Annotated in this window: 24 protein-coding genes; 16 read left to right on the top strand and 8 right to left on the bottom strand. The window is 67.0% G+C overall.

The features are described 5' to 3' along the window. The first annotated feature begins 149 nt into the window (after positions 1-149). The gene (locus ABE571_RS16965; protein WP_346464535.1) at positions 150-1,442 is read left to right on the top strand and encodes a DUF445 family protein; all 1,293 of its coding nucleotides are present in this window, start codon (positions 150-152) and stop codon (positions 1,440-1,442) included. 63 nt (positions 1,443-1,505) lie between these two features. Here the strand turns inward: ABE571_RS16965 and ABE571_RS16960 are convergent, their stop codons facing one another. Next, positions 1,506-2,801, bottom strand: coding sequence for an aminotransferase class V-fold PLP-dependent enzyme (locus ABE571_RS16960; RefSeq protein ID WP_346466667.1), 1,296 nt, complete (start codon positions 2,799-2,801; stop codon positions 1,506-1,508). Next, on the bottom strand, positions 2,801-5,161 hold the full coding sequence (locus ABE571_RS16955) for a TonB-dependent receptor (RefSeq protein WP_083279878.1): 2,361 nt from the start codon (positions 5,159-5,161) through the stop codon (positions 2,801-2,803). The genes ABE571_RS16960 and ABE571_RS16955 overlap by 1 nt, the downstream gene beginning before the upstream one ends. 379 nt (positions 5,162-5,540) lie before the next feature. On the opposite strand from ABE571_RS16955, the gene ABE571_RS16950 reads away from it, so the two are divergent. From ABE571_RS16950 to ABE571_RS16935, 4 genes are all read left to right on the top strand, one after another. Continuing rightward, positions 5,541-7,757, top strand: coding sequence for a TonB-dependent siderophore receptor (locus ABE571_RS16950; protein WP_346494240.1), 2,217 nt, complete (start codon positions 5,541-5,543; stop codon positions 7,755-7,757). Between the two features lie 83 nt (positions 7,758-7,840). Further along, positions 7,841-8,200, top strand: a complete 360-nt coding sequence (locus tag ABE571_RS16945; protein ID WP_237393520.1) for a DUF3649 domain-containing protein — start codon at positions 7,841-7,843, stop codon at positions 8,198-8,200. After that, positions 8,197-9,813 (top strand): PepSY-associated TM helix domain-containing protein, encoded by a 1,617-nt coding sequence (locus tag ABE571_RS16940; RefSeq protein ID WP_313211710.1) that lies wholly within the window; start codon positions 8,197-8,199, stop codon positions 9,811-9,813. Before ABE571_RS16945 ends, ABE571_RS16940 begins: the two co-directional genes overlap by 4 nt. Then, positions 9,810-10,145 (top strand): DUF3325 domain-containing protein, encoded by a 336-nt coding sequence (locus ABE571_RS16935; protein ID WP_313211708.1) that lies wholly within the window; start codon positions 9,810-9,812, stop codon positions 10,143-10,145. The genes ABE571_RS16940 and ABE571_RS16935 overlap by 4 nt, the downstream gene beginning before the upstream one ends. A gap of 95 nt (positions 10,146-10,240) precedes the next feature. Here ABE571_RS16935 and ABE571_RS16930 read toward each other — a convergent pair whose 3' ends face one another. The 3 genes from ABE571_RS16930 to ABE571_RS16920 all read right to left on the bottom strand — a co-directional run bounded on the left by ABE571_RS16930 (position 10,241) and on the right by ABE571_RS16920 (position 13,573). Next, positions 10,241-10,777 carry a GNAT family protein gene (locus ABE571_RS16930; RefSeq protein ID WP_346494238.1) on the bottom strand — a complete coding sequence of 179 codons (537 nt, stop codon included), beginning with the start codon at positions 10,775-10,777 and terminating at the stop codon, positions 10,241-10,243. 15 nt (positions 10,778-10,792) lie between these two features. Further along, on the bottom strand, positions 10,793-12,937 hold the full coding sequence (gene rlmKL / locus ABE571_RS16925; protein WP_346494236.1) for a bifunctional 23S rRNA (guanine(2069)-N(7))-methyltransferase RlmK/23S rRNA (guanine(2445)-N(2))-methyltransferase RlmL: 2,145 nt from the start codon (positions 12,935-12,937) through the stop codon (positions 10,793-10,795). Positions 12,938-13,045: 108 nt separating this feature from the next. After that, on the bottom strand, positions 13,046-13,573 hold the full coding sequence (locus ABE571_RS16920; RefSeq protein WP_070426973.1) for a hypothetical protein: 528 nt from the start codon (positions 13,571-13,573) through the stop codon (positions 13,046-13,048). A 57-nt stretch (positions 13,574-13,630) separates the two neighbouring features. Between ABE571_RS16920 and ABE571_RS16915 the strand changes: the two genes are divergently transcribed. Next, positions 13,631-14,200, top strand: coding sequence for an N-acetylmuramoyl-L-alanine amidase (locus ABE571_RS16915; protein WP_346466661.1), 570 nt, complete (start codon positions 13,631-13,633; stop codon positions 14,198-14,200). Between the two features lie 3 nt (positions 14,201-14,203). Here the strand turns inward: ABE571_RS16915 and ABE571_RS16910 are convergent, their stop codons facing one another. The 3 genes from ABE571_RS16910 to ABE571_RS16900 all read right to left on the bottom strand — a co-directional run bounded on the left by ABE571_RS16910 (position 14,204) and on the right by ABE571_RS16900 (position 16,683). Beyond that, positions 14,204-15,094, bottom strand: a complete 891-nt coding sequence (locus tag ABE571_RS16910) for a sulfurtransferase (RefSeq protein WP_346494233.1) — start codon at positions 15,092-15,094, stop codon at positions 14,204-14,206. Beyond that, the gene (locus ABE571_RS16905; protein WP_070426970.1) at positions 15,091-15,894 is read right to left on the bottom strand and encodes a CoA pyrophosphatase; all 804 of its coding nucleotides are present in this window, start codon (positions 15,892-15,894) and stop codon (positions 15,091-15,093) included. Before ABE571_RS16905 ends, ABE571_RS16910 begins: the two co-directional genes overlap by 4 nt. Before the next feature lie 87 nt (positions 15,895-15,981). Then, on the bottom strand, positions 15,982-16,683 hold the full coding sequence (locus tag ABE571_RS16900; protein WP_019185884.1) for an FKBP-type peptidyl-prolyl cis-trans isomerase: 702 nt from the start codon (positions 16,681-16,683) through the stop codon (positions 15,982-15,984). A 167-nt stretch (positions 16,684-16,850) separates the two neighbouring features. Between ABE571_RS16900 and ABE571_RS16895 the strand changes: the two genes are divergently transcribed. The 10 genes from ABE571_RS16895 to pstB all read left to right on the top strand — a co-directional run bounded on the left by ABE571_RS16895 (position 16,851) and on the right by pstB (position 26,278). Then, on the top strand, positions 16,851-17,633 hold the full coding sequence (locus tag ABE571_RS16895) for an enoyl-CoA hydratase-related protein (RefSeq protein ID WP_346494231.1): 783 nt from the start codon (positions 16,851-16,853) through the stop codon (positions 17,631-17,633). A 3-nt stretch (positions 17,634-17,636) separates the two neighbouring features. Beyond that, positions 17,637-17,999: a hypothetical protein gene (locus ABE571_RS16890; protein WP_313217762.1), complete on the top strand. Its 363-nt coding sequence runs from the start codon at positions 17,637-17,639 to the stop codon at positions 17,997-17,999. Continuing rightward, a complete protein-coding gene (nth, locus tag ABE571_RS16885) occupies positions 17,999-18,673 on the top strand; it encodes an endonuclease III (protein WP_313217761.1) in 675 nt (224 codons plus the stop codon). Before ABE571_RS16890 ends, nth begins: the two co-directional genes overlap by 1 nt. Positions 18,674-18,853: 180 nt before the next feature. Continuing rightward, positions 18,854-20,065, top strand: a complete 1,212-nt coding sequence (locus ABE571_RS16880) for an OprO/OprP family phosphate-selective porin (protein WP_313211697.1) — start codon at positions 18,854-18,856, stop codon at positions 20,063-20,065. Between the two features lie 102 nt (positions 20,066-20,167). Continuing rightward, positions 20,168-20,947 carry a hypothetical protein gene (locus ABE571_RS16875; RefSeq protein ID WP_346482035.1) on the top strand — a complete coding sequence of 260 codons (780 nt, stop codon included), beginning with the start codon at positions 20,168-20,170 and terminating at the stop codon, positions 20,945-20,947. Between the two features lie 123 nt (positions 20,948-21,070). After that, positions 21,071-22,090, top strand: a complete 1,020-nt coding sequence (gene pstS, locus ABE571_RS16870; protein ID WP_070471808.1) for a phosphate ABC transporter substrate-binding protein PstS — start codon at positions 21,071-21,073, stop codon at positions 22,088-22,090. 302 nt (positions 22,091-22,392) lie between these two features. Then, positions 22,393-23,484, top strand: coding sequence for a phosphate ABC transporter substrate-binding protein PstS (gene pstS, locus ABE571_RS16865; RefSeq protein ID WP_313211694.1), 1,092 nt, complete (start codon positions 22,393-22,395; stop codon positions 23,482-23,484). A gap of 109 nt (positions 23,485-23,593) precedes the next feature. Continuing rightward, positions 23,594-24,562 (top strand): phosphate ABC transporter permease subunit PstC, encoded by a 969-nt coding sequence (pstC, locus tag ABE571_RS16860; RefSeq protein WP_313211692.1) that lies wholly within the window; start codon positions 23,594-23,596, stop codon positions 24,560-24,562. Then, the gene (gene pstA / locus ABE571_RS16855) at positions 24,562-25,428 is read left to right on the top strand and encodes a phosphate ABC transporter permease PstA (protein WP_313211691.1); all 867 of its coding nucleotides are present in this window, start codon (positions 24,562-24,564) and stop codon (positions 25,426-25,428) included. Before pstC ends, pstA begins: the two co-directional genes overlap by 1 nt. Before the next feature lie 19 nt (positions 25,429-25,447). Next, complete coding sequence (gene pstB, locus ABE571_RS16850) at positions 25,448-26,278, top strand: phosphate ABC transporter ATP-binding protein PstB (RefSeq protein ID WP_313211720.1); 831 nt, start codon at positions 25,448-25,450, stop codon at positions 26,276-26,278. The last annotated feature ends 48 nt before the right edge of the window (positions 26,279-26,326 follow it).

The raw sequence follows: 26,326 nt of genomic DNA, 5'->3' as shown, positions 1-26,326 counted from the left end.
CGCCGCCCCCCCCCTCCCCCGTGGGGCGGTGGGGTGGCCCGCGCCCCCCCCCCCCCCCCCCACTACCGTGGCTTCTGCGCGGGGTTTCTGGTTGCCGGCCAGCGGCCGGCACTACCTGTTGCTCATGCCGGGGTCGTTAAACTGCCGCCATGACGCCCACCTCCCCTCCCGACCCACGCCGCGCCCAGCTGCGTCGGCTCAAACTGATCGCCCTGGCCATGCTGGTGGCGATGCTGGCCGGCTTCGCGGTCAGCCACTGGCACGGCGAACGTGGCATCTGGGCCTGGGTCTCGGCGTTCTGCGAGGCTGCCGCGGTCGGCGCGCTGGCCGACTGGTTCGCGGTGGTGGCGCTGTTCCGGCGCCCGCTCGGCCTGCCCATCCCGCATACCGCCATCATCCCGCGCAGCAAGGACCGGATCGCCGACAGCCTGGCGCTGTTCGTGCGCGACCAGTTCCTGGAACCGCAGGCCCTGCTGGCCCGGCTGCAGGTGTTCGATCCGGCCAGCCGCCTGGGCAGCTGGCTGGCCGAGCCGGCGCGGGCCCGCATGCTGGCCGACATGGCGCGCGGCTGGGCGCTGCAGGCGCTGGACTTCCTTGATGAGACCGCCGTGCGGCGGAGCATCCAGGGCTTTGTGATCCAGCAGCTGCGGCAATGGAACGCGGCCGCCACCGCGGGAGAACTGCTCGGCCTGCTCACCGCCGACAACCGCCACCAGCGCGTGCTGGACGAAGGCCTGACCCGGATCAGCGAATGGCTGGGCAACGAGAAGGTCAAAGACCGCGCGTCCACATTGATCGTGGGCTACATCCAGCGCGAGTGGCCCAAGCTGGCCAGCACCGTCAACTGGGTCAAGCCGATCGACGAGATCGGTGACACCCTCGCCGAGCGCCTGGCGCATGCGGTGCTGGAGGAACTGCAGCAGATCCTGGCCCAGCCCGAGCATCCGCTGCGTCGCGATTACGAGACCTGGCTGAGCGACTACATCCAGCGGCTGCGCGAAGACCCGGCCCTGGCCGAGAAGGTGGAACAGCTCAAGCAGCAGGTGATCGACCACCCGGCCGTGCAGGAGTACGTGCAGGGCCTGTGGGCGCGCATCCATGCCAGCCTGCGCGCCGACCTGGCCAGCGAGGATTCCGCACTGGCCGGCCATCTGCGCCGCAGCCTGGCCTCCGTAGGCGAGGCGCTGCAGGCCGACCCGTCACTGCGCGAAGCGCTGAACCAGCACCTGATGGACGGTGCCGAGCGCCTGACCACGCGGCTGCGCAGCGGCGTGACCGAGCACATCGCACAGACCGTCAAAAGCTGGGACGAACGCCATCTGGTCGAGCAGCTGGAACTGAGTGTCGGCCGCGACCTGCAGTTCATCCGCTTCAACGGCACCCTGGTGGGGGGGCTGATCGGCGTGATCCTGCATGCGCTGACGGTGTGGTTCCACTGGTAACGCGACCCGCGTCGGGCCTGCCGACGGACGCTGGCGAGGTCACCGCCAGCGTCGCCGGGTGCCTCAGCCAGCGACCGCGCGTACCGCCGCCACCAGTGCGTCCATCTGCGCCGGCGTGCTGAAGATGCCCGGCGTGACCCGCAGGCAGGCGCCCGAAGCCAGCCCTTCGCGCGGCACCACGAACACGCCGGACTGCTTCACCATCCGCTGCGAGGTGGCCGTGTTGTCGCGCATCGTGGTCTGCCCGCGCAGCCGGAACGAGGTGATCGCACTGGACAGGCGCGGATCGTCCGAGCCCAGCAGCTGGAGGCGTTCGTCGCCGCGCAACGCGTCCATCCACTGATTGCGCAGGCGCAGCAGCCGCGCCCGCTTGTTGGCCACACCGATGCGCTCGTGCAGATCCAGCGCGACCGGCAACGCCATGTAGGCGGCGAAGTTGACCGTCCCGGTGTGCACACGGGTACGGATGTCGTCGTGGTCCTGCTCGCCCATGTACGGATCCAGATCGCGCACCCGCCCGCGGCGGACATACACCGCGCCGACGCCGACCGGCGCGCCGATCCACTTGTGCAGGTTGATCCCGATGAAATCCACGCCCAGCGCGCGTAGCGGCGTATCCACCTGGCCGATGCCGTGCGCCGCATCGAGCACCACCTCCACGCCCGCCGCCCTGGCCAGCGCGGCGATCTCGGCCACCGGCAGCAGCATGCCGTTGCGGTGGTTGACGTGGGTCAGCAGGAGCAGGCGCACGCGCGGGTTGGCGGCCAGCGCGCGGCGGTACGTCTCCACGATGCTGTCATGGTCGAATGGCTCAGGCAGCGTGATCGCCACCGGCTGCACACCGCGCCGCGCCTGCAGCCACTGCATCGCGCTGATCATGCTGTCGTAGTCGGTATCGGCATACATCACCGCATCACCCGGCGACAGCCCGCGGTAGCTGCCGATCAGCACCTGCATCGCTTCAGTGGCGCCCCGGGTGAGCACGATTTCGTCGGTCTCCACGCCCAGCACCTGCGCCAGACGCACGCGGGCCTGCTCAAACAGCGGTGGAAACGCCAAGCGCCCGAACCAGGCGTTGCCGGCATTCACCGTGGCGGTGGCCTGCTGGTAGGCCTGCAGCACCGGGCGCGCCATCGCGCCCCAGTAGCCGTTGTCCAGCATCACGACCTCGTCGGTGAGGTCGTACAGCGCGCGCACCTGGGCCCACCAGGTTTCGTCGGCGGCCAGCTCGGCCGGCGTGCGCGCGCCCACTGCCGGCAGCGCCAGCGGCTCAGCGTCCATGGCGTTCGCACCGGAGAGTGCCGCAGCGACTGGCAGGGCCAGTGCGCCACGCAGCAGAGCACGTCGTTGCCGGTCCATCAGTAGCGGATCCGGTATTCGGCATAGAGGTTGCGGCCGTCGGTGTCATACGGCGCGTTCCGCGAGTAGATCAAGCCACGGCTGGCCTGGAAGCTGGCCTCGTCCGGGTAGCGGTTGAACAGGTTGTCCGCGCCGATCCGCAGCGTCTGCTGCTCGGTGACATTCCAGCTCACGGCCAGATCGACGAAGCTCATCGCTCCGAAGCGCTGGAAGATGTCGCCGGTGGCATTGCCCGAAGAGTCCGTCCATGCCCCGTAGTATCGCAGCTTGCCGAGCACGCTGAAGCGGCCCCACGCATACGTGCTGCTGAGCGTGGCCTTCTGCCGCGGCAGGCGCTCTTCGAAAATGCGGCGCTGGCTTTCATTGGTGGCCACGCCGGTGGCACCGCTGTCCACCTGGGTCTGGTTGTAGTTGTAGCCCAGCGTGGTGCTCAGCCGGCCCGCCCCGAGTGCGGTGGTGTGGCTGGCCACTACATCGACACCGCGGGTGGTGGTGTCGAAATCGTTGGTGTAGAAACTCACCGAGGTATACGCCAGCGGATTGGGCACGCCGGCGGGCACCGCGAACGAGGCCGACTGGCTGAAACGGTCGGTGACCTTGATGTCGTACAGGTCCACCGAGCCGGAGAAGCCCAGGTCGTTCTTCCAGGTCAGCCCGAGCGAGGCGGTGCGCGATTGCTCCGGCTTGAGCGGTTGGGCGCCGAGCTGGATCGCCAGCGGATCGCTGGGCGACAGGCGACCGGTGGTGAACACCTGCAAGGTCACGGTATCCAGTCCCTGCTGGGTGCTCTGCGTGTACAGCTGGCCCGGCGTGGGCGCGCGGAAGCCGGTGGAGACCGAGCCGCGCACGGCCAGGTCCGGGGTGAACTCGAAACGACTGGAGAGCTTGCCGTCCACGCTCTCACCGAAGGCCGAGAAGTGCTCGTAGCGGGTGGCTGCGCCGACCGTCCAGCGTGCGGTCAACGGCGCTTCGACATCGATGTAGGCCGCGCGGCTGCGCTGGCTCCAGCGCCCGGCATTGGCCGCACTGAAACCCGGCGCACCGTTGGCACCACCGGCCAGGCCGGTGACCGCCCCGGGCCCGATCGCGTACGACGCCGGATCACCGGCATCCACCCCGTAGGTTTCCTCGCGCGTCTCCGCGCCGAAGGCGATGTTGATCGGTGCGGCCAGCGCGCTGACCGGCAGCGAATAGACGATATCGGCGTTGAGGTTCTTCTCCTCCTGCGAGAGGCGGCCGAGGTAGAACGAGGTGGGGCTGTCCGGGCCGAGCGAGGCATTGATCGAATGGCCCAGCGTGTAGTCGATGCGGTTGCGCCCGTAGGAGCCGCTCACATCCCAGCGCCAGCGCTCGCCCCAGTAACCGCGCAGACCGAGCACGCCCTGCAGGTCGTCCTGCTCGTTGCCGTACTTCGGGCTGAAGCCGGTCGGGTACAGGCTGCGTGCGTCCCAGCCGGGGAACACGCGGCTGCGGTTATAGACCGAGGCGGTGCCATCGGGATTGCGCCAGTTGAAATCACTGACGCCTTCGCTGTGGCCGTACAGACCGAAACCGTAGAGGTCGACGCTGTCGTTCAAGGCGAGGTTGAGGTTGAAGCCGAAATGGCGGTTTTCCAGGTCCGGCTGGCCCCAGCGCTGCACCGGATCGGGCACGACCAGATCCGGGTGGGCGTTCTGGAAGGCGATCGCATCGGCGCGCTGGCGGCTGCGCGAGGTCGCGTCGGATTTGTCCCAGTCGGCGAACAGCGACAGGCTGCCCTTGTCACCCAGCGCGAAGCCGTGCCGGCCGCCGATCTTGCGACCGGTCCCATCGCCTTCGCTGTATTCGGACAGGCCCAGCGACAGTTCCCCGCCGACGCGGTCATCCAGGATGATGTTGATCACCCCGGCGATGGCGTCCGAGCCGTACTGCGCCGACGCGCCATCACGCAGCACTTCGATGCGCTGGATCGCATGCACCGGAATCTGCGCCAGGTCCGGCCCCTGCGCGCCGCGTGCGCCCAGCAGCGCCGAACGGTGGAAGCGGCGGCCGTTGACCAGCACCAGGGTCTGGTCCGGCGAGAGACCCCGCAGCGTGGCCGGCCGCACGAACACCAGGCCATCGTTCATCGGCATGCGCTGGACCACGAAGGAAGGCACCAGCTGGGCCAGCACGTCGTTGAGGTCGGACGACTCGATCGCCTGGATCTCTTCCTGCGAGAACACGTCCACCGGGGCCAGCGTGTCGAACTGGGTGCGGTTGCTGCCGCGCGTGCCGGTGACGATCATCGTGTCCAGGGTGGCGGGGGCCGCGGCAGTCCCTGCCGGGGCGGCCTCGGCACGCGCATCGGCGGCCGTGGCAAAGGTAAGGACGGACAACACCGCTACAGCAAGCACACAACGATTCACTGACGACTCCGCGGACGAACAGATGGGGGATGCCGTAACGGCGTGTCACGACATCCTCACAGTCTGTTGACGCGATATTGCCCGGCAATGACACGCAGGCGACGTTCTTGCAGCCCGCCCGCCAGCGCACGGCTTTCCCCGCTCTCGACACCGCCATGATGCTTGTCTAACGAAATGATAATGACTATCATTCACTGATCGGCTGTACGCCTAGCCAACCGGCGCCCGGAAGCATCACGCCCTCCCCGCGCAACGCCCCGTGTACACCCCCTGATCCGCTGCCCTGCCTGCCCTGCTGCCTCTGGCAGCGTCGCTGTGCGTGCTGCCGTTTTCTCACACTGGAAGTGTTGCCATGTCCCGTTCCTCCGCGTCATCGTTGTTGGCCATCGCGCTGGTTGCTGCCCTCGCCGGGCCTGCACTGCCCGCCTTCGCCGAGGCCGGGCCGAATGATGCGACCACGCTGGACACGATCAAGGTGACCGCCGACGGCGAGATTCCCAACTCCTACACGGTCAAGCAGGCCAGCACCGCCACCAAGTTGAACCTGTCGCTGCGCCACACGCCGCAGTCGGTCACCGTGCTGACCCGCCAGCGCCTGGACGACATGGGCCTGTACGCGCTGTCCGATGTGATGGGCCAGGTCACCGGCGTGCATGTATCGGTCACCGATTCGGAGCGCATCAACTACATCTCGCGTGGCTACAGCATCACCAATTTCCAGATCGACGGGATGCTCAACACGTTTGGTGGCTCGCTCAAGACCAACACCGACAGCGCGATCTACGAGCGCATCGAAGTGGTCCGCGGCGCGACCGGCCTCACCACCGGTGCCGGTGATCCGTCGGGCACCATCAACATGGTCCGCAAGCGCCCGACCCAGGAGGTGGCGATGAGCGCCGGCCTGACCCTGGGCCGCTGGGGCAACCAGCGCCTGGAAGCGGACATCGGCGGCCCGGTCGCGCTGGACGGCCGCGTGCGTGCGCGTTTTGTCGCCGCCAAGCAGCAGAGCGATTCCTTCCGCGATGTGTACCGTCTCGACAAGGACGTGTTCTACGGCATCGTCCAGGCCGACCTGACCGACAGCACCCTGTTCGAAGTCGGCTATGACTACCAGTCGCCGGAAACCAAGGGCGTGACCTGGGGCGTGGTGCCGTACTGGGGCCCGGACGGAAAGCCGGCCAACCTGCCGCGCTCGACCAACCTGTCGGCAAGCTGGAGCAGCTGGCCGATCGTGGAAAAGACCACCTTCATGCGCCTGGAGCAGCAGCTCGGCAACGGCTGGTCGCTCAAGGCCAGCGCGACCCAGGCCAAGCGCAACACCGATGGCGACGTCTGGTACGGCGCGCAGGGCTATCCCGCGCCGGATGGTACCGGTGTGCGCGCCTACCTTTCGCATTTCGCCGAACGCAGCGAAATGAACGTGTTCGACCTCAACGCCAGCGGCCCGTTCCAGCTGTTCGGCCGCGAGCATGAACTGGTGTTCGGCGTCGGCCAGTCCGTTCGCAAGGGCGAATCGCCTGCCTCGGAGTTCGTGCAGCCGCCGGGCTACGACGTGGTACCGGACTGGCGCACCTGGACCGGCGACGTTGCCCCGTTGCCGCTCACCCGGCATGACTGGCTGGCCTCGGAGAACGAGCTGACGCAGAAGGCCGCCTACGTGGCCGCCCGCCTGCAGCTGGCCGATCCGTTGCTGGCCGTGCTCGGCGCGCGCTATGGCAGCTGGGAGACCCGCAGCTGGCGCTATACCAACGATGCGGCCGGCAACCGCACCGGTACCACCCGCGGCGGCTACAAGCCGGACGATTCGCTGACCCCGTACGTCGGCCTGGTCTACGATTTCAGCAGGCAGTTCAGTGCCTACGCCAGCTACACCGACATCTTCCAGCCGCAGGACTACCGCGACAAGAACAACGATTACCTGGAGCCGGTGGTCGGGGACATGTGGGAGGCCGGCCTGAAGGGTGAATTCTTCGGTGGCCGCCTGAACACCTCCGCCGCGGTGTTCAAGGGCGAGAAGGACAATGTCGCCGAGCTCGATGATTCGGTACCGGCCGCCTCGCTGCCCGATGGCAGCAGCGCCTACCGTTCCACCGGCAAGGGCAACAAGGTCAAGGGCTGGGAACTGGAAGCCCAGGGCAGCCTGACCGAGAACTGGAACGTCTCGGCCGGTTTCGCGCACACCACCATCCGCAACCAGGCGGGCGTGGCGCAGAACACCACCAACCCGGTGGACACCTTCCGGCTCAACACCAGCTGGCGCCCGAGTGGTGAGTGGAACCGCCTCTCGCTGGGGGGCGGCGTGACCTGGCAGAGTCGTATCTACCGCGCCAGCACCAAGCCGCGTGCCGATTACGCGACCAGTGGCCGCACCGAATCGGCGTTCATCACCCAGGATGCGTTCTACCTGGTGAATGTGTTCGCCGGCTACCGCTTCAATGACAATTTCTCCGCGCAGCTCAACGTCAACAACCTGCTCGACAAGAAGTACTACAGCAACGTCGGTTTCTACAACGGCGTGTACTGGGGCGAACCGCGCAACGTGATGTTGAACCTGCGCTGGAAGCTCTGACACCGGCTCCAAGGGACCACTGCGACGCGCAGTGAACACGGCCAGGGATGGCCACTATCATTCATCACCGGCTGCGGCCGGTGATGCCCGTTTCCCCGATCGATCAGCAGGTTTCCGTGGACAGCACGCCGCACGCCAGCGCCAGGTTCAACCGTCTTGGTTCCTTCTTCGCCCGCCCCTGGCTGGGTGTCCTGTCACGTTCGCTCGCCGCGATCTTCGGCGGCTACGCGCTGGCCGCGACCTGCTCGATGTTCTTTGCGGTCGCGCTGCCGATCGCGCGCGGGCAAGCGGTGCTGACCGGCATGCTGGTGGCGATCGTGCTGTGCGCGTGCGCGGCACTGTGGGCGTTCGCTACCCGTACCGCGCTGCGCGCGTGGGTCGGCATCCTGATCCCGACGGCGCTGTTCTGGCTCGGCACCCGCCTGCTGCAGGGGGCCGCATGAAGAACGGATTCCGCCAGTCGATGGCCTGGCTGCACACCTGGACCGGCCTGCTGGTCGGCTGGCTGCTGCTGCTGATTTTCATGGCCGGCACGGCCAGCTATTACCGCGAGGAAATCAGCCGCTGGATGCGCCCGGAGCTGCCGCGCAGCAGCGTGAGTGCCGATGTGGCCGCCGAGCGTGCTCTCACCTTCCTGCAGCACAAGGCGCCGCAGGCCGAGAGCTGGAATGTCACCCTGCCCGACCCGCGCAACCCGGCGATGCGCATGTTCTGGCGCAACCCCGAATCGATGGTCAAGCCGCCGGTGGAAGGCGAGCGCCGCCGGCGCGGCGGAGGCCGCTTCGGCGATGCCACCGTCGATCCGAACACCGGCGAAGAGATCGCCGCGCGCGAAACCCGCGGCGGTGACTTCTTCTACCGCCTGCATTTCGACCTGCACTACATCCCCGTTTACTGGGCCCGCTACCTGGTCGGCTTCTGTGCGATGTTCATGCTGGTGGCGATCATCACCGGCGTGATCACGCACAAGAAGATCTTCAAGGACTTCTTCACCTTCCGCCCGGAAAAGGGCCTGCGGTCGTGGCTGGATTTCCACAACGTCAGCGCGGTGATGGCGCTGCCGTACCACGCGATGATCACCTACACCGGCATCGTCACGTTGATGTTCATGTACCTGCCGTGGGGCGTGAGCGTGGCCTATCCCAAGGATGAGGAGGCGTTCTTCAGCGAGGCCTTCGCGCGTCTGGCCGAGATCGAGACCCCGGCCGAAGGACGCGCCACGCCACTGCCCATCCAGCAGTTGCTGGACAGCGCGCGCGCCGAATGGAAGGGTGCGGATGTGGCCGGCTTCACCCTCTACCACCCGGGCGCGGCGAATGCGATCGTGGATATCACCCAGCGCGATGGAAAGCGCCTGTCGGTGGATACCCCGTCGCTGCGCTTCAACGCGATCACCGGCCAGTTGCTCGAGGCCAGCCCGGCCTCGGGCGGTGCCACCCAGACCCGTGGCGTGATGTACGGCCTGCACCTGGCGCGCTTCGCCGACTGGGGCCTGCGTGCCCTGTTCTTCCTGTCCGGGCTGATCGGTTGCCTGATGGTCGCCAGCGGCGTGGTGCTATGGGCGGTGAAGGAACGACCCAAGCACGCCAAGTCCGGCAAGACCGGGTTCGGCCTGCGCCTGGTCGACGCGCTCAATATCGGTGCGGTGGCCGGCCTGCCGATCGCTTTCGCCACCTATTTCCTGGCCAATCGTCTGCTGCCGGTCCAGATGGCCGAGCGTGCCAACGCCGAGGTCAATGCGTTCTTCTATGCATGGGCAGCCGCATTGCTGGCCGGTTTCCTCTGGCCCAAGCGGAGGATGTGGACCTGGCAGCTGTACCTGGGTGGCGTGCTGTTCGCCCTGATTCCGGTGGTCAACGCATTCACCACGCATGCGCATCTGGGCGTCACCCTGCGCACCGGTGACTGGGTGCTCGCCGGGTTCGATCTGACCATGCTCGCCTTCGGCGCGATGCTGGCCTACTGCGGTCATCGCATGCAGCGCTGGCAGCCACCGCTGAGTGCGGCCGAGAAGAAACGCCGTCAGCAGGCCGCTGCTGCGGGGGCGACGGCATGATGCTGCTCGCAATCACGCTGACCTTCTCGGCGTTCACGGCGTTGTCGCTGGCCATGGACAAGCACCAGCTGGACCTGAACGGCAAAGCCGGCGCCAGCGCATCGCGCATGCGGGTGTGGCGCTGGGTGGGCTGGACGTTGCTGACCGTCGCATTCGCACTGTGCGTGCTGGACCACGGCTGGGCGATCGGTCCGGTGCTGTGGCTGGGTGCGCTGACGATCAGCGGGCTGGTGATTGCGTTCGGGCTGTACCCGTACCGCCCCCGGTGGATCGCGCCGCTGGCCTGGGCGTTGCCGGTGGTGGGGCTGGCGGTGGCGCTGGTCGGGCGTTGAGGGAGCAGCCACGCATGGCGTGGCTCTACCTTCAGATCGATCCCTGCGGTGCACCCGCCGCACCCTCACGGGCGTCGCCGCATCGCGATCGCCGGTCAGGGCACCAGTGAAAACATGTGCGCGTCGGCGGGACGGCCGTCGATGACCAGTCGGTTGCGTGCCACGCCCTCGCGAAACGCGCCGGCCTTCTCCGCCACCCGTTCGCTGGCGAGATTGTCTACCGCAACGACGATCTCCACCCGATGCAGGCCCAGCGGCCCGAACGCCTGGGCCGCCAGCGCCTGCACGACGCGGGGCGCCACGCCCTGGCCACGGCACGACTGCCGCACCCAGTAGCCCAGGTTGCAGAAACGGGGATCGTGCTGGATCTTGTTCAATCCTGCGCCGCCGACGAAGGCGGCCGTGTCCTGGTCGAAGATTCCGTATTCGCAGGCCGTGCCTGCCGCCCAGCCGTCCCGGCAGGCCTGGAACCACTGCAGCGCCTGCTCGACGCGGTAGTCGACCGAACTCCACGGCATCCAGCGCCGCATGCCCTCGGCCGACTCACGCACCGCCGCTGCGAACGCAGCGGCGTCGGCATCCTCGAACAGTCGCAGCAGCAGCCCGTCGGCGTGGAGTTGGCTGTCGTCCATGTCGGCCCGTTCCCGTCAGGCGCCGTAGCGGCGCAGTTCCCACGCGCGGTGGATGCGCGGGTTGCGCTCGAAGTCCGCCCCGATGGTCTCGGGCGAAATCTCCTTGCACTCCGCGAATTCCTTGATCGCTTCATCGTCCAGCTTGAAGCGGCGGAAGTTGTTGGAGAAATACAGCACGCCTTCCGGACTCAAGCGCGCCACGGCCGCGCGCAGCAGGCGCACGTGTTCGCGCTGGATATCAAAGTCATCGGCGCGGGCGGAGTTGGAGAACGTCGGCGGATCGCAGAAGATCACGTCGAAGCGGTGACGTTCGGCTTCCAGCCACGCCAGCGCATCGGCCTGGATCAGCTGGTGCTGGCTGCCGCCCTTGCCGTTCAACGCGAGATTGTCGGCGCACCACTGCAGGTACGTACCGGACAGATCCACGCTGGTGGTGGTCGCGGCACCGGCCACGGCGGCCTGCACCGAGGCGACACCGGTGTAGCAGAACAGGTTGAGGAAGCGCTTGCCCTGGGCTTCCTGCGCCATGTGCCAGCGCAGTGGACGGTGGTCCAGGAACAGGCCGGTGTCCAGATAATCGAACAGGTTCACGCGCAGCAGCGCATCGTTCTCGCGCACCAGCACGAACTCGCCACGCTGCTCGAAACGACCGTACTTGCTGCCGCCCTTGCCACGCTCGCGTGACTTCAGCGCGACCTGCTCGGCCGGCACCTGGAAGACCTCGCGCGCGGCCGAGAGCAGCTCGTTGCGGCGGCGACGCACATCCACATCCGGAATGGTCGCCGGGGCCGCGTATTCCTGCACATGCAGGAAGGTCCGGCGGGCACCACCGTCTTCTTCATAGACATCGATGGCGGCCGCGTACTCGGGCAGATCGGCATCGTAAACGCGGTAGCAGGTGATGCTCTCGCGCGTCCGCCACGTCTTGAACTTCTTGATGTTCTTGCGCAGGCGGTTGGCCACCATCTGCGCGCCTTCGCTGAGCTCGCGCGGCTGGCCGGTGTTCTCGCGCTGCGGTACCGCGATCGGGTCGCAGACGATCAGCGCGCACTCGATGGCGCCGTTGAACAGCTGGTACTTCTTGTTGGCGCGCAGGCCGGTGGCGAAGGCCAGGTCGGCGCTGCCGCACAACAGGCTGGCGCGCCACTGCGGCACCGCGCGCTTGAGCGCGTCGCCGAGTTGGCGGTACAGCACCGCGTCGGCGGCCAGGCGCTCGTCATAGGGCGGGTTGCAGACCACGCAGCCGGTCTCCTGCGGCGGAACCTGCACATCGGTGATGTCGCGCACGCCGAACCAGATGGCATGGCCCACACCGGCCGTTTCGGCGTTCTGCTTGGCCGCATGGATGGCGTGCGGATCCACGTCGCTGCCGTGGATCACCTGCTTGAGTGCGCTGCGGCCGGCGGTTTCGCGGGCGCGCGCTTCTTCCATCAGGCTGTTCCAGGCGTCGCGGTCGAAGCCCAGCCAGCGGCTCGGCGGAATGCTGCCGTGGCGCTGCAGGCCCGGGGCCACGTCGGCGGCCATCAAGGCGCCTTCGATCAGCAGCGTGCCGCTGCCGCACATCGGGTCGAGCAGGCCACCGCCTTCGCTGTGGATCTTCGGCCAGTTGGCGCGCAGCAGCACCGCGGCGGCCAGGTTTTCTTTCAGCGGCGCATCGTTCTGCGCCATGCGCCAGCCGCGGCGGTGCATCGGGCCACCGCCCAGGTCGATCGAGATCGTGGCCCGGCCCTTGCGCAGCGACAGGTTGATGCGCACGTCCGGGAAGTCGGTGTTGACCGACGGCCGCTCCAGGCCCTGCGACCGCAGGCTGTCGACCACACCGTCCTTGACCCGCTGCGCGGCGAAGCGCGCATGGGTGATCTCGGTGCCGGACACATGCGCGTCCACCGACAGGGTCAGCTCGGGGCTGATGTGCTGCTCCCACGCCATCGCCGACACGCCCTGGTAGAGCGAGCCTTCGTCGGGGCAGTCGAACTCGGTCAGCGGCCACAGCACCCGGCTGGCCAGGCGCGACCACAGCACCACGCGCTGCGCCTGCGCCAGCTCGCCCTCGGCGTTGACGCCGGAAATGGTGGCGGTGGCCTTTTCCAGGCCGAGCGCCAACAGTTCGTCGGCGAGCAGATACTCCAGGCCCTTGGCGCAGGAAACAAAGAATTTCACGGAATCGGTATCGCAGGTCAGCGGAGAGGGGGTGCCCACGGGCACGGCAAGCAGCCGGGCACGGGTGTCCGGGGGGCCATTGTACGTGAGGCGGGCTGGAACGCCCGGTTACAGCGTGGCCAGCAGTTCCTCGAAGGCCCGGCTCGAGGCCTCGACGTGATCGGTCAGGCGGTGGCCGTCGTCCACCATCAGCAGGCGGGCCGAGCGGGCCTGGGCCCAGGCAATCACCTCCGCCGGCGGGATCAGCTCGTCGTGCCAGGCGTGGACCACGCTGGTCGGCACGCGGGCCGCATCCAGCGCCGGCATCGGCCCCATCCGGGTGGGCGGCACCATCAGGAACAGGCCCTGGACCGGCACCTGCAGCGAGGCGATGGCCGAAATGTACGAACCCAGGCTGGAGCCGGCCAGGACCACCGGGCCCTGCACGACACGGGCGGTGGCCAGGGTGACCAGGCGCTGCAGGCGGGCGCGCACATCGCCCAGGCTGCTGACCTCGCGCTGGGCGTCCAGATCGGTGTAGTCCGGGCGCTCGTGGGTCCAGCCCAGGCGCTCGGCGACGTCGGCCAGAGCGGTCACCTTGATGGCGTCCGGGCCGCTTTCAAAGCCATGGGAGAGGATGCAGTGGCCGCGGCTCATGCGCACACCGCGCGGGAATCGATAGGAGCGTTCATGCCCGAATGCTAGCATCGCCGCATGCCCGACCGCGCCCCGCCCGCCATCGATGCACAGCCCCTGCCCTACCAGGACAGGCTGCTGTCCCGCACGCACGACGAGATCGATCTGGTGGTCATCCACTGCACCGAACTGCCGGACCTGGCGATGGCACGCGAGTACGGCGAACGCGTGCTGTATGACAGCGGCACCGGCAACAGTGGCCACTATTACATCGACCGCGATGGGCGCATCGTCCAGTACGTGTCATTGGACCGCGTCGCGCATCAGGTCAGTGGCTATAACCCGCGCTCGATCGGGATCGAACTGGTCAACACCGGGCGCTACCCACACTGGTGGGATTCCCGCCACCAGGCGATGGACGAGCCCTACCCGGATGCGCAGATCGCGGCGCTGATCGACCTGCTGCAACACCTGTGCGGGACGCTGCCCGCGTTGGCCCATATCGCCGGGCATGAGTGGCTGGATACGCGCGAGGAAGTGGCCAGCGACGATCCGGAACGGCGGGTGCCGCGCAAGCGCGATCCGGGTCCGATGTTCCCGTGGCCACGCGTGCTGGCGGCGGTGCCGCTGCAGGAACTGCGTGGGTGATGCTCAGCCGGTGGCGACGGGACGCGACGGGTCGCTGACCCAGCCACTCCACGAATCCGCATAGATCCGCGCACCTTCCAGGCCCGCGGCGTCCATCGCCAGCAGCAGGTGGCAGGCGGTGACGCCGGAGCCGCACATCAACACCACCTCGTCCGGCGCGTGGGTGCCGATCAGCGGCTGCAGCGCCGCGCGCAGATCGTCCGCAGGGCGCAGCCGTCCCTCATGCACGTTCAACGCGAACGGACGATTCACCGCGCCGGGCACGTGGCCGGCGACCGGATCCAAGGGTTCCACTTCGCCCCGGAAACGCTCGCCCGCCCGCGCATCGATCAGCCAGCCCGGCGCGTGCTTGAGACGCGCCTGCACCTCCTCCACCGAGGCGATCTGGCGGCGGTCGAACTGCCCCGGGTACGGCGGCAACGGCGTCACCTGCGGCAGCGCTGCGGTGACCGGCAGACCGGCGGCCTGCCATGCCGCAAATCCGCCATCGAGAACGCGTACCTGTGCATGCCCGATCAGCCGCAGCAGCCACCACAACCGCGCGGCCGCCATGCTGCCGTCGCCGGCGTCATAGACCACGACCTCGGTTTCCGGCCCGATGCCCCACGCGCCCAGGCGCGCGGCGAACGCATCGCTGTCCGGCAGCGGATGACGGCCATGGCCGGTGCGGCCAGGATCGGACAGGTCCCGGTTGAGATCGGCGTACAGCGCGCCGGGCAGATGGCCCTGTGCATACAACGCCGCACCGGACTGCGGATCGGCCAAGGAGAACCGCGCATCCACTACCCGAAGCGTGGGGGCGGCACTGGCCGTCGCACGTGCATCCATAAGGCGCGTGGCGCCGTCGTCCAACGCCTGTGCGAGGGCGGTGACATCGATCAATGGCGTGGTCATGCGGTCTGCTCCAGGCGGCGACGCAGGTTGTAGAGAATGGCGGCGGTCGCACCCCAGATCCGCTGCCCGGGCCAGCCGTATTCGAGCACGTGGCGGATGCGACCGCGGTGGTCGATCTCCACGTGGTGCAGGTTGGCCGGATCCATCAGGTAGGACAGCGGCACTTCGAACACTTCCGCGACCTCGCCCGGTTCGGGCACGGCCACGAAGGCAGGATCGATCACGGCCACCACCGGCATGACCCGGTAGCCGGTAATCGTCACGAACGGATCCAGATACCCAAGCACCTGCACCTGATCGTGCTTGAGTGCGATTTCCTCGTCACTCTCGCGGATCGCGGCGGCGACGGCATCGCGGTCCTCCGGCTCCATGCGGCCACCGGGAAAACCGACCTGGCCCCCGTGATGGCGCAGCGTGTCGGTGCGCCGGGTCAGCAGCACCTGCGCGCCGCCCTCGCGCGGAATGATGCCGGCCAGCACGGCCGCTTCAACGGGCGGGCCGGGCGGTAACAGATCGATCAGTTCGCTGCGGTTCCAGCCATCGCCGGACGGCGGCCGGTCCAGCGGATGCAGCGCGCGCAGCAGGCGCTCGTGTTCGGCCAGCGAACCGCGCAGCGATTGCCGCAGTTGTTCGCGCAGGGGCAGCGTGTGCTGCATGACGTGATGCTGTTCGGGTCGGCTCATGGTTCGCCAGCGGGTGATTTCATCCACGGTGCGCAGGCAGCCCGTGCAGACACCGGCGCGATCCAGCGCGCAGATTCCGATGCAGGGAGTGGGCACGGCATGCGGGGATTCTTCCATCGATTGCACCGGTCAACAGTACCGCGATTGCACGGAAACAAAAAACGCGCCGGTGTTTCCACCGGCGCGTTCTTGATGTTGCGAAAATTACTTGACGCTGACGAGCTTGATTTCGAACTGCACCGCGACGTTCGGCGGGAACGGCGTGCGCGGATCGGCACCATAGGCCTGATCCGGCGGCAGCGTCACTTCCCACTTGGAGCCAGCCGGCATCTGCAGCAGGGCTTCACGCATGGCCTTCATTTCAACTTCGCTGACCTTGATGCCCGGGATCTGCTGGGCCGGACGCGCTTCGGCCGGACGGGTGCCGAACGGATACGGACCGGCCACTTCCAGCTGCACGGTGCTGGCCTGGGTCGGCTTGGCACCCTTGCCGGCTTCGATCACGCGGTACTGCACGCCGCTCGGAAGCGACTGCACGCCGGCCTTGGCCTTGTTGGCGGCCAGGAACTGGGTGCTCTTGGTCTTGTTCTCGGCGGCAGCCTTGTCGTACTCGGCCTTGGCGGCCTGCGCACGACCCTGCTCACGCTTCTGGAAGGCTTCGACGGCGGGCTTCAACTGCTCGGCCGTGATCGACGGCTGCTTCTTGGCGTAGGCATCCTGCAGGCCCTTCACCACCGAGTTGATGTCCAGCTGCTCGCCGCGTGCGGTGAGTTCAGCCAGGTTGTTACCGTAGTCGTAACCGAAGTAATAGCTCAGCTTGCCCTTTTCGGACGAGGTGTCCTGGGCGAAGGCATTGCCCGTCAGGGCCAGGGCCGCGACGGCGACCGCGATAGAACGCAACTTCATCAAACTTTTCTCCAGGGGTGGTAACTCAGGACGCGTTGGGCCGCCCTGAGGCGACGGGTTAGGATAGCCGCCGCAACGTTGAACCGCCACTAACGACGCAGGCTCTGACCTGACTTCGTTTCAAGAGTTCAACATCACTTTTTTTTAACGTTTTCAGGAGTCCTGCCGTGGCCGACGCCCTTATCGCGATTATGGACGATGGTGCCGTACGCACTGTGACGGTCAACCGCCCGGACAAACTCAACGCCCTGAACCGGGCGACCCTGGAAGCCCTTGACACGGCCTTCGCCGAGGCCGCTGCCGCCCCTGGGGTGCGGGTGGTGGTGCTGACCGGCGCCGGTCCCAAGGCGTTCGTCGCCGGTGCGGACATTGCCGAAATGAACGGCCTGAGCGCGGTTCAGGGTCGTGATTTCTCACTGCTCGGCCAAGGGTTGATGCGCCGCATCGAGCGCATGCCCAAGCCGGTGATCGGCAAGATCAACGGATTTGCGCTGGGCGGCGGCCTGGAACTGGCCATGGCCTGCCACCTCCGGGTGGCCGCGGAGACCGCCAAGGTCGGTCAGCCAGAGATCCATCTGGGCCTGATCCCCGGCTTCGGTGGCAGCCAGCGGCTGCTGCGCCTGTGCGGCCGCGCCGCCGCACTGGAGCTGTGCCTGCTGGGCACCCCGATCACCGCCGCGCGTGCCGCGCAACTGGGCATCGTCAATGAGGTGGTCCCGGCTGCGGAGCTGGATGCCCGCGTCCAGGCTCTGGCGTCGCAATTGGTCTCGGCCGCGCCTCTCGCGCTGCGCGGCATCCTCGATGCGATCCATATCGGCGGCGAATGTTCGCTCGGCGAGGGACTGGAGTACGAGAGCGTGCAGTTCGGCCTGATGTTCGCCACCGAGGACATGCGCGAAGGCACCAGCGCGTTCCTGGCGCGGCGGCCGCCGGTGTTCCAGAACCGCTGAGCCATGTCGCCTTCCGATACCGCTTCGCCGGCGCAGCTGCTGGCACTCGTCCTCGACGATCAATGGGATGCCGCGCTGGCGGCCGGGTTGATGGACTACGTCCCGCAGCCGGGCGACGAAGCGCTGCGGCCCGATCATCCCGATCTTCCACAGCGGCTGCAGCACGCACAGCAGCAATTGCAACGTGCCTGGGCCGCACGCGAGCGCTACCGCCAGCGCCAGCAGCGACTCGCGCGCCGTGCTGCCGAGCGCGATGCACGCCGTGCACCGCCCCCTACACCCGAGATCCAGAAACCCGCCCTGCCCTCGGCCGCTGCCGCGATTCTCGCGCGCGCCAAGGCCAAGGCCGCGGGCCGCACCTCCTGATGGCCACGATGAAGAAAACCGTCGCACGCACCGCGCGCATGCCCAAGGCCGACGTGATCGAAATGTTCACGCGTCTGCGCGAGCTCAACCCGCACCCCAGGACCGAACTGGAGTACAGCTCGCCGTTCGAACTGCTGGTGGCGGTCACGTTGTCGGCGCAGGCCACCGATGTCGGCGTCAACAAGGCCACGCGCAAACTGTTCCCGGTCGCCAATACCCCGCAGGCGATCCTCGCTCTCGGTGAGGACGGCTTGAAGAAGTACATCGCCACCATCGGCCTGTACAACGCGAAAGCGAAGAACGTGATTGCCGCGTGCGCCATGTTGGTCGAACAGCACGGCGGCGAGGTGCCGCGTGATCGTGCTGCACTCGAGGCGCTTCCCGGTGTCGGTCGCAAGACCGCCAATGTCGTGCTCAACACGGCCTTCGGCGAACCGGTGATGGCAGTGGACACGCACATCTTCCGCGTCTCCAACCGCACCGGGCTGGCGCCGGGCAAGGACGTGCGTGCGGTGGAGGATCTGCTGGTCAAGGTGATCCCGGCCGAGTTCCTGCTCGATGCGCATCACTGGCTGATCCTGCATGGCCGTTACGTGTGCAAGGCACGCAAGCCGGACTGCCCGCAATGCGTGATCCGCGACCTGTGCCGTTTCAAGGAAAAGACGGCTGCCTGAACGGGGGCGACGACTGCCATATGGGCGCAACCCGGCGGTCATCTCCAGACGGCATCAATAGCAGCCCCTGACGCCGCTTGGGATACGGGCGATGACGGTTTGTCCGAAACTGTCACATTTACGCAATCTTCACTAATTAGCCTGCGCAGCATCTTCCCACCTGCCTGCAAGGCTCCTTCCATGAAACTGCATCGCCAACTTCTTACTGCGGCCGTGGCGGCTGCGCTGTTCGTTCCGGCCGCTCACGCTGAAGTGGCCATCGATGTGATCGGCGGTTCGGAAATCACGTTCGAGGGCCTGGTCCAGGCCGACGGCAACTGGTTCGACAACGATGTGACCGACCTCAACGGCGGTGATGCCGGCAACGGCAAGAACAGCGAATTCGAGCTGCGCCGCGCCGAGCTGGTGCTCAAGGGCAAGGGCCCGGGCAACGTGGAATGGGTGGTGGGCTACGACGCCAAGGCCGACAAGTTCCTGGACACCAACCTGAAGTACAAGCTGGCCGGCAACGCCAACCACTTCGTGCAGTTCGGCCAGTTCAAGCAGCCCAACAGCCTGGAAGAACTCTCCAGCACCAAGAACAACGACTTCATCTCCAAGGCCGCGGTCACCAATACCTACGCCGTGGCCCGCCGCCTCGGTGGCGCCTACAGCATCGGTGACAACAACTGGTCCGTCACCGCCAGCGGCTTCGGCCGCGAACTGACCCGCAACCTCGCGCACGGCAGCGGCTACGGCGCCCGTGGCACCTGGGCCCCGATCAATGAGAAGGGCCAGGTCCTGCACTTCGGCCTGAGCTATGTGGACTACGACACCGACGCCGACACCCTGCGCGTGCGTGCCCGTCCCAACGCCGACCTGGCCACCGCGCGCCTGGTCGACAGCGGCAACATGGTGGACACCGACCGCGTGAGCACGATCGGCGCCGAAGCGATGTACATCGGCGGCCCGTTCAAGGCCCAGGCCGAGTACTACACCAGCAAGGCCAAGCGGTACTCGCACGACAACTACAGCAGCGACGGTTACTACGTCAGCGGCCTGTGGAACATCAGCGGCGAGACCTGGGGTTACAAGGGCGGCACCCCGACCACCGGCCTGCCGGATGAGCCGGGCCGCGGCATGTGGCAGCTGGGTGCGCGTTACGACCACATGGACCTCAACGACGGCAATCTGTCGGCGAACCCGGTGGCCGGTCGCCCGCCGATCGTCGATGGCGTGCTGGGCGGCAAGATGGACATCTGGACCGTGGGCGTGAACTACTACTGGCGCTCCAACACCAAGTTCGCGCTGAACTACGTGATGGTGGACAGCAAGAAGTACAGCTCGACCGCGCGCACGTTCGTCAACGACGATCCGAACATCCTCGAAGCGCGCCTGCAGTTCTTCTGGTAAGCCCTGCAACACGCGTGTGACACAAAGGCGCAGCTTCGGCTGCGCCTTTTTTCGTGTTCGTCCGCGGGTATGCTGTGCGCCCCTCGCCCCATGGATGGACCGATGCGTATCGCACTCTCGCTGTTGCTGGCCGCCGCGTGCAGTGCCGCCGCCCTGCCCGCCCAAGCCCAGGACTGCCATGACGCCCAGGCGGCAGCGCAGGAGGCCTACACGGTCCGAGCACCCAACGTGCTGCCCGACCGCGCCGGCTACACACGCGACATCGCCGCCAGCGTCTGCCGCCGATGGCCGGCACGCCCGGAGCTGACCTTGGTGGCCACGCCGGTCTGGCGCGACGGCGGCAACAACGACTCCCGCGATGGCGATGTGGAGGTACTGGTGATCGATACCGACACCCTTGCCACGCGCGCATGGGCGGTGCTGCTCGGCGCACTCGACAGCGATGCGATCTTCTTCGATGGCATGCACATTGATACCGCGCGCTACCAGCTTGCGCCGGACACCCTCGCCTTCGGCCTGCGCGTGAAGCGGCGCAATGGCTCCGGGCCCAATCCGTTCAGCGAAGAACAGGTGCATCTGCTGGCGGTGCAGGCAGACACGCTGCGCACGCTCGGCCCAGCGATGGTGCTGCGTCGCTTCCAGGCCGAGTGGGATACCCGCTGCGCCGGCGACTCCATCGACGTGACGCGCACCGTGGCCGTTGGGCCCAAAGGCAGACACGGCTTGGCCGACCTCATCCTGCGCGAGCGACGGGTCACCACGCACAGCTGGATGGACGGTGACAGCTGCCGCGACCAGGACACGTCGGTGGAAGGCGAGCGCCACGTGCTGCGCTTCGACGGCCGCCGCTACGCGGTCCCGGAGGCGCTGCAGCCGTTGTGACACCCCTTCCAGAAGGCGTGTCACGAGGTGGTCATATGACAGACGCTGCGCTGTCATCGAACCGTTATGGAATGAGCACCGGGCGGGACACCCCGCACCTTCATCCATCCCAGGAGCCACCCCGTGATCCACGCCTTCAAGTCGCGCGCCGCCGTTGCCGTCCTCGCCGCGTCGTCCGTGTTCGCCGCCAACGCCGCCGATGTGACCGGCGCGGGCGCCTCGTTCATCTACCCGGTCATGTCCAAGTGGTCGGCCGACTACAGCACCGCGACCGGCAAGAAGGTCAACTACCAGTCCATCGGTTCCGGTGGTGGTATCGCCCAGATCAAGGCGGCGACCGTTGATTTCGGCTCCTCCGATGCCCCGCTGAAGCCGGAAGAACTGGCGGCGGCCGGCCTGGCCCAGTTCCCGTCGGTGATCGGCGGCGTGGTCCCGGTGATCAACGTGGCCGGCATTGCCCCGGGCGCGCTGAAGCTCGATGGCCCGACCCTGGGCAACATTTTCCTGGGCAAGATCAAGACCTGGAACGACCCGGCGATCGCCGCGCTGAACCCGGGCGTGAAGCTGCCCGACGGCAAGATCACCGTCGTGCACCGCTCGGACGGTTCGGGCACCACCTTCAACTTCGTCAACTACCTTTCCAAGGTCAACCCGGAGTGGAAGACCAAGGTCGGTGAAGGCACCTCGGTCCAGTGGCCGGTCGGCATCGGTGGCAAGGGCAACGAAGGCGTTGCCGCGTATGTGAAGCAGATCAAGGGCGGCATCGGCTACGTCGAACTGTCCTACGCGCTGCAGAACAAGATGTCCTACGCTGCGATGAAGAACGCCTCGGGCAAGATCGTGCTGCCGAGCGACACCTCCTTCGCCGCCGCTGCTGCCAGCGCCGACTGGGCCAGCGCGAAGGACTTCTACCTGGTCATGACCAACGCCCCGGGCGCCGATGCGTGGCCGATCACCGCCACCAACTTCATCCTGGTCCGCAAGCAGCCCAAGAACGTCGCCAACGCCAAGGCCACCCAGGAGTTCTTCCGCTGGATCTACAAGAGCGGCGATGCGCAGGCCAAGCAGCTCGACTACGTCCCGCTGCCGGACACCCTGGTCAAGCAGATCGAGACCTACTGGTCGCAGAACCTGAAGTATTGAGGAAGTCACCACCCACGGTGGTGACCTGCCGGTAGGTGCCGACCGTTGGTCGGTACGCGTCGCCCCCGACGCAACCCACCGGACAGTGCAATGGCGCCGGAAGGACCTCTCTCCCCTTCCGGCGCCATCGGGCGCGGACCGCAAGGTTCCGCGCCTTTTTGTTGCCTGCCGCAAAACGCCCGACCCTTGTGCCGCAAGGCTTTGCGTGCGCTCGGTCACGGCGTCATCAAGCTGTAACAAAAACATCATTTCATAGTCGCGTCGCCGGAAAGACCGGCCCTTATCCCGCTATGGAGTGACGCATGAAACTGCACACGGCCAGCATCGCCGCCCTTTCCCTGGCCATCGCGCTGGGTCTTTCCGCCTGCAAGCCGGGCGCTGAAGGCCAGGCCGCCGCGCCGGCCACCGATGCGCCCGCTGCCGCTCCGGCCGCTGGCGATCGCCTGACCGCCGAGATTTCCGGCGCCGGTGCCTCCTTCATTTTCCCGCTGGTGTCCAAGTGGTCGGCCGACTACAACACCGCCACCGGCGCCAAGATCAACTACCAGTCGATCGGTTCTGGTGGCGGCATCGCCCAGATCAAGGCCGGCACCGTTGATTTTGGTTCCTCCGACAAGCCGCTGAGCAGCGAAGAGCTGGCCCAGGCCGGCCTCGGCCAGTTCCCGTCGGCGATCGGTGGCGTGGTGCCGGTGGTCAACATCGACGGTCTGGAAGCCGGCAAGCTGCGCCTGAGCGGCGCCCTGCTGGCCGATATCTTCCTGGGCAAGGTCAAGACCTGGAACGACCCGGCCATCGTCGCCGCCAACCCGGGCGTCAAACTGCCCGACGGCAAGATCACCCTGGTCCACCGTTCGGACGGCTCGGGCACCACGTTCAACTTCTCCAACTACCTGTCCAAGGTCAGCCCGGACTGGAAGAGCAAGGTCGGCGAAGGCACCTCGGTGCAGTGGCCGGACGGCGTGGGTGGCAAGGGCAACGAAGGCGTGGCCTCGTACGTGAAGCAGATCAAGGGCTCGATCGGCTATGTCGAACTGGCCTACGCGCTGCAGAACGGCATGCCGTACGCCTCGATGCAGAACGCCGCCGGCAACTGGGTGCAGCCGAGCGCGGAAACCTTCGCCGCGGCAGCCGCCAGCGCCGACTGGGCCAGCGCCAAGGACTTCAACCTGGTCATCACCAATGCCCCGGGCGACCAGGCATGGCCGATCACCGCCACCAACTTCATGCTGATGCACAAGCAGCCCAAGGATGCCCAGCGCAGCAAGGACACCCTGGCGTTCTTCAAGTGGGCCTTCGAGAAGGGCCAGACCCAGGCCAACGAACTGCACTACGTGCCGCTGCCGGCCGAGCTGGTCACGCAGATCGAAGGGTACTGGGCGGCTGAATTCAAGTGATCCAGACCGGACCCGCGCATTGCGCGGGTCCGGAGTGTGGCGCCATGACACCGTTCTGCCAGGCATGGCCTGGCACTACCCCACCTAATTTTGGGCCCCCGCCTTTCCCATGAATGCCATCGCCCAGCCTGTTCCCGCACCGTCCACCCGCGACCTGCGTGACGCCCGCAATGACAAACTGTTCCGGTGGGTCCTGATCGCCACCGTCATCCTGGTGCTGGTCGCCCTGGCCTGCGCCGCGCTCTCGATGCTGTGGGGCGGCCGCCATGCCCTGCAGGAGCAGGGCCTGAGCTTCTTCTATTCGTCCGAATGGAATCCGGTCGAAAACAAATTCGGCGCCCTCGCGCCCATCTACGGCACCCTGGTCACGGCCCTGATCGCGATGGTCATCGCGGTGCCGGTGAGCTTCGGTATCGCCTTCTTCCTGACCGAGGTCGCCCCGCGCTGGCTGCGTGGCCCGGTCGGTACCGCCATCGAACTGCTGGCCGGTATCCCCTCGATCATCTACGGCATGTGGGGCCTGTTCGTGCTGGTCCCGGTGATGACCGAGTACGTCACCCCGTTCCTCAATGATCACCTGGGCACGCTGCCGATCATCGGCCCGCTGTTCCAGGGTCCGCCGCTGGGCATCGGCGTGCTCACCGCCGGCTTCGTGCTGGCGATCATGGTGATCCCCTTCATCTCCTCGGTGATGCGCGAAGTGTTCCTGACCGTGCCGACCCGCCTGAAGGAATCGGCCTATGCGCTGGGCTCCACCAAGTGGGAAGTGAGCTGGGACATCGTGCTGCCCTACACCCGCTCGGCGGTGATCGGCGGCATCTTCCTCGGCCTCGGCCGTGCCCTGGGTGAAACCATGGCGGTGGCCTTCGTGATCGGCAACAGCGTGCGCCTGTCGCCGTCGCTGCTCGAACCGGGCACCACCATCGCCGCGCTGATCGCCAACGATTTCGGCGAAGCCACCGAGACCTACCGTTCGGCACTGCTGCTGCTCGGCTTCGTGCTGTTCCTGGTGACCTTCGTGGTGCTGGCGATCGCCCGCCTGATGCTGATGCGCCTGGCCCGCAAGGAGGGCAACTGATGTCCACCGCCAACGCCCAACCGCTGTACCTGCGCCGCCGCATCGTCAACGTGGTCGCGCTGCTGATGTCCTGCCTGACCGCACTGTTCGGCCTGTTCTTCCTCGGCTGGATCCTGTGGACGCTGGCCTCCAAGGGCCTGGCCGGCATCAACCTGGATCTGTTCACCAAGATGACCCCACCGCCGATGCAGGAAGGCGGCCTGGCCAATGCCTTCTTCGGCAGCGCGGTGATGTGCGGCCTGGCCATCGCCATCGGCACGCCGCTCGGCGTGCTGGCCGGCACCTGGCTGGCCGAGTACGGCAACTTCCGCAAGACCGGCACGGTGGTCCGCTTCGTCAACGACATCCTGCTCTCGGCGCCGTCGATCGTGCTGGGCCTGTTCGTCTACACCCTGTACGTGATGCAGACCGGCGGCCAGTTCTCGGCCTTCGCCGGTGCGCTCTCGCTGGCCTTCATCGTGCTGCCGGTGGTGGTGCGGACCACGGATGAAATGCTGCGCCTGGTGCCCTCGCAGATGCGCGAAGCGGCGCTGTCGCTGGGCATCCCGCAGTGGAAGGTGACGGTGCAGGTGCTGTACCGCAGCGCCGCCGCCGGCATCGTGACCGGCATCCTGCTGGCGCTGGCCCGCATCTCCGGTGAAACCGCCCCGCTGCTGTTCACCGCCTTCGGCAACCAGTACTGGAACAGCAACGTGTTCCAGCCGATGGCCTCGGTGCCGGTGGTGATGAACCAGTTTGCCGGCAGCCCCTACGAATCCTGGCAGGTGCTGGCCTGGGCCGGCGCGCTGGTGCTGACCGTGTTCGTGCTGCTGGTCAGCCTTTCCGCGCGCGGCATCCTGCTGCGCAACCGTATCTCCCATGACTGACCTTTCCACGGACATCGCCATGAACGATCTCTCCAACGCCGTGCCGATGCAGCGCATCGTGGTCCCGGCTTCGCATGAAAGCCTGCACACCCCGGCGCCGATCAAGCTGGCCGCACGCGGGCTGGATTTCTACTACGACAAGTTCCATGCGCTGAAGGGCATCGACCTGGAGATTCCGGAAAAGCGCGTCACCGCGCTGATCGGTCCCTCCGGCTGCGGCAAGTCCACCCTGCTGCGCATCTTCAACCGCATCTACGCGCTGTACCCCAAGCTGGAAGCCCGGGGTGAAGTGATGCTGGACGGGGAGAACATCCTCTCGCCGAAGTACCCGATGAACCGCCTCCGCAGCAAGGTCGGCATGGTGTTCCAGAAGCCGGTGCCGTTCCCGATGACCATCTTCGAGAACGTGGCCTACGGCATCCGCCACCACGAGAAGCTTTCCAAGTCGGAGATGACCGATCGCGTCGAGCAGGCCCTGCGCCAGGGCGCACTGTGGGACGAGGTGAAGGACAAGCTCAACCAGAGCGCGCTGGGCCTGTCCGGTGGCCAGCAGCAGCGTCTGTGCATCGCCCGCGCCGTGGCCCTGCGCCCGGACGTGCTGCTGCTCGACGAGCCGACCTCCGCGCTGGACCCGATCTCCACCAGCCGCATCGAGCAGCTGGTCGAAGAGCTCAAGCACGATTACACGATCGTGATCGTGACCCACAACATGCAGCAGGCCGCGCGCGTGTCCGATTACACCGCCTTCATGTACCTGGGCGACCTGATCGAGCACGACCGCACCGAAGTGATCTTCTCGCAGCCCAACAAGCAGCAGACCGAGGATTACATCACCGGTCGTTTCGGTTGATCGGTGCTGTTCCCTCACCAAATGTCCCAGCCAGGCACGGCCTGGCTC

The sequence above is a fragment of the Stenotrophomonas sp. TWI273 genome (genome assembly GCF_039674765.1).
Taxonomy (GTDB): domain Bacteria; phylum Pseudomonadota; class Gammaproteobacteria; order Xanthomonadales; family Xanthomonadaceae; genus Stenotrophomonas.
This window is presented reverse-complemented; position numbering and strand designations above follow the sequence as displayed.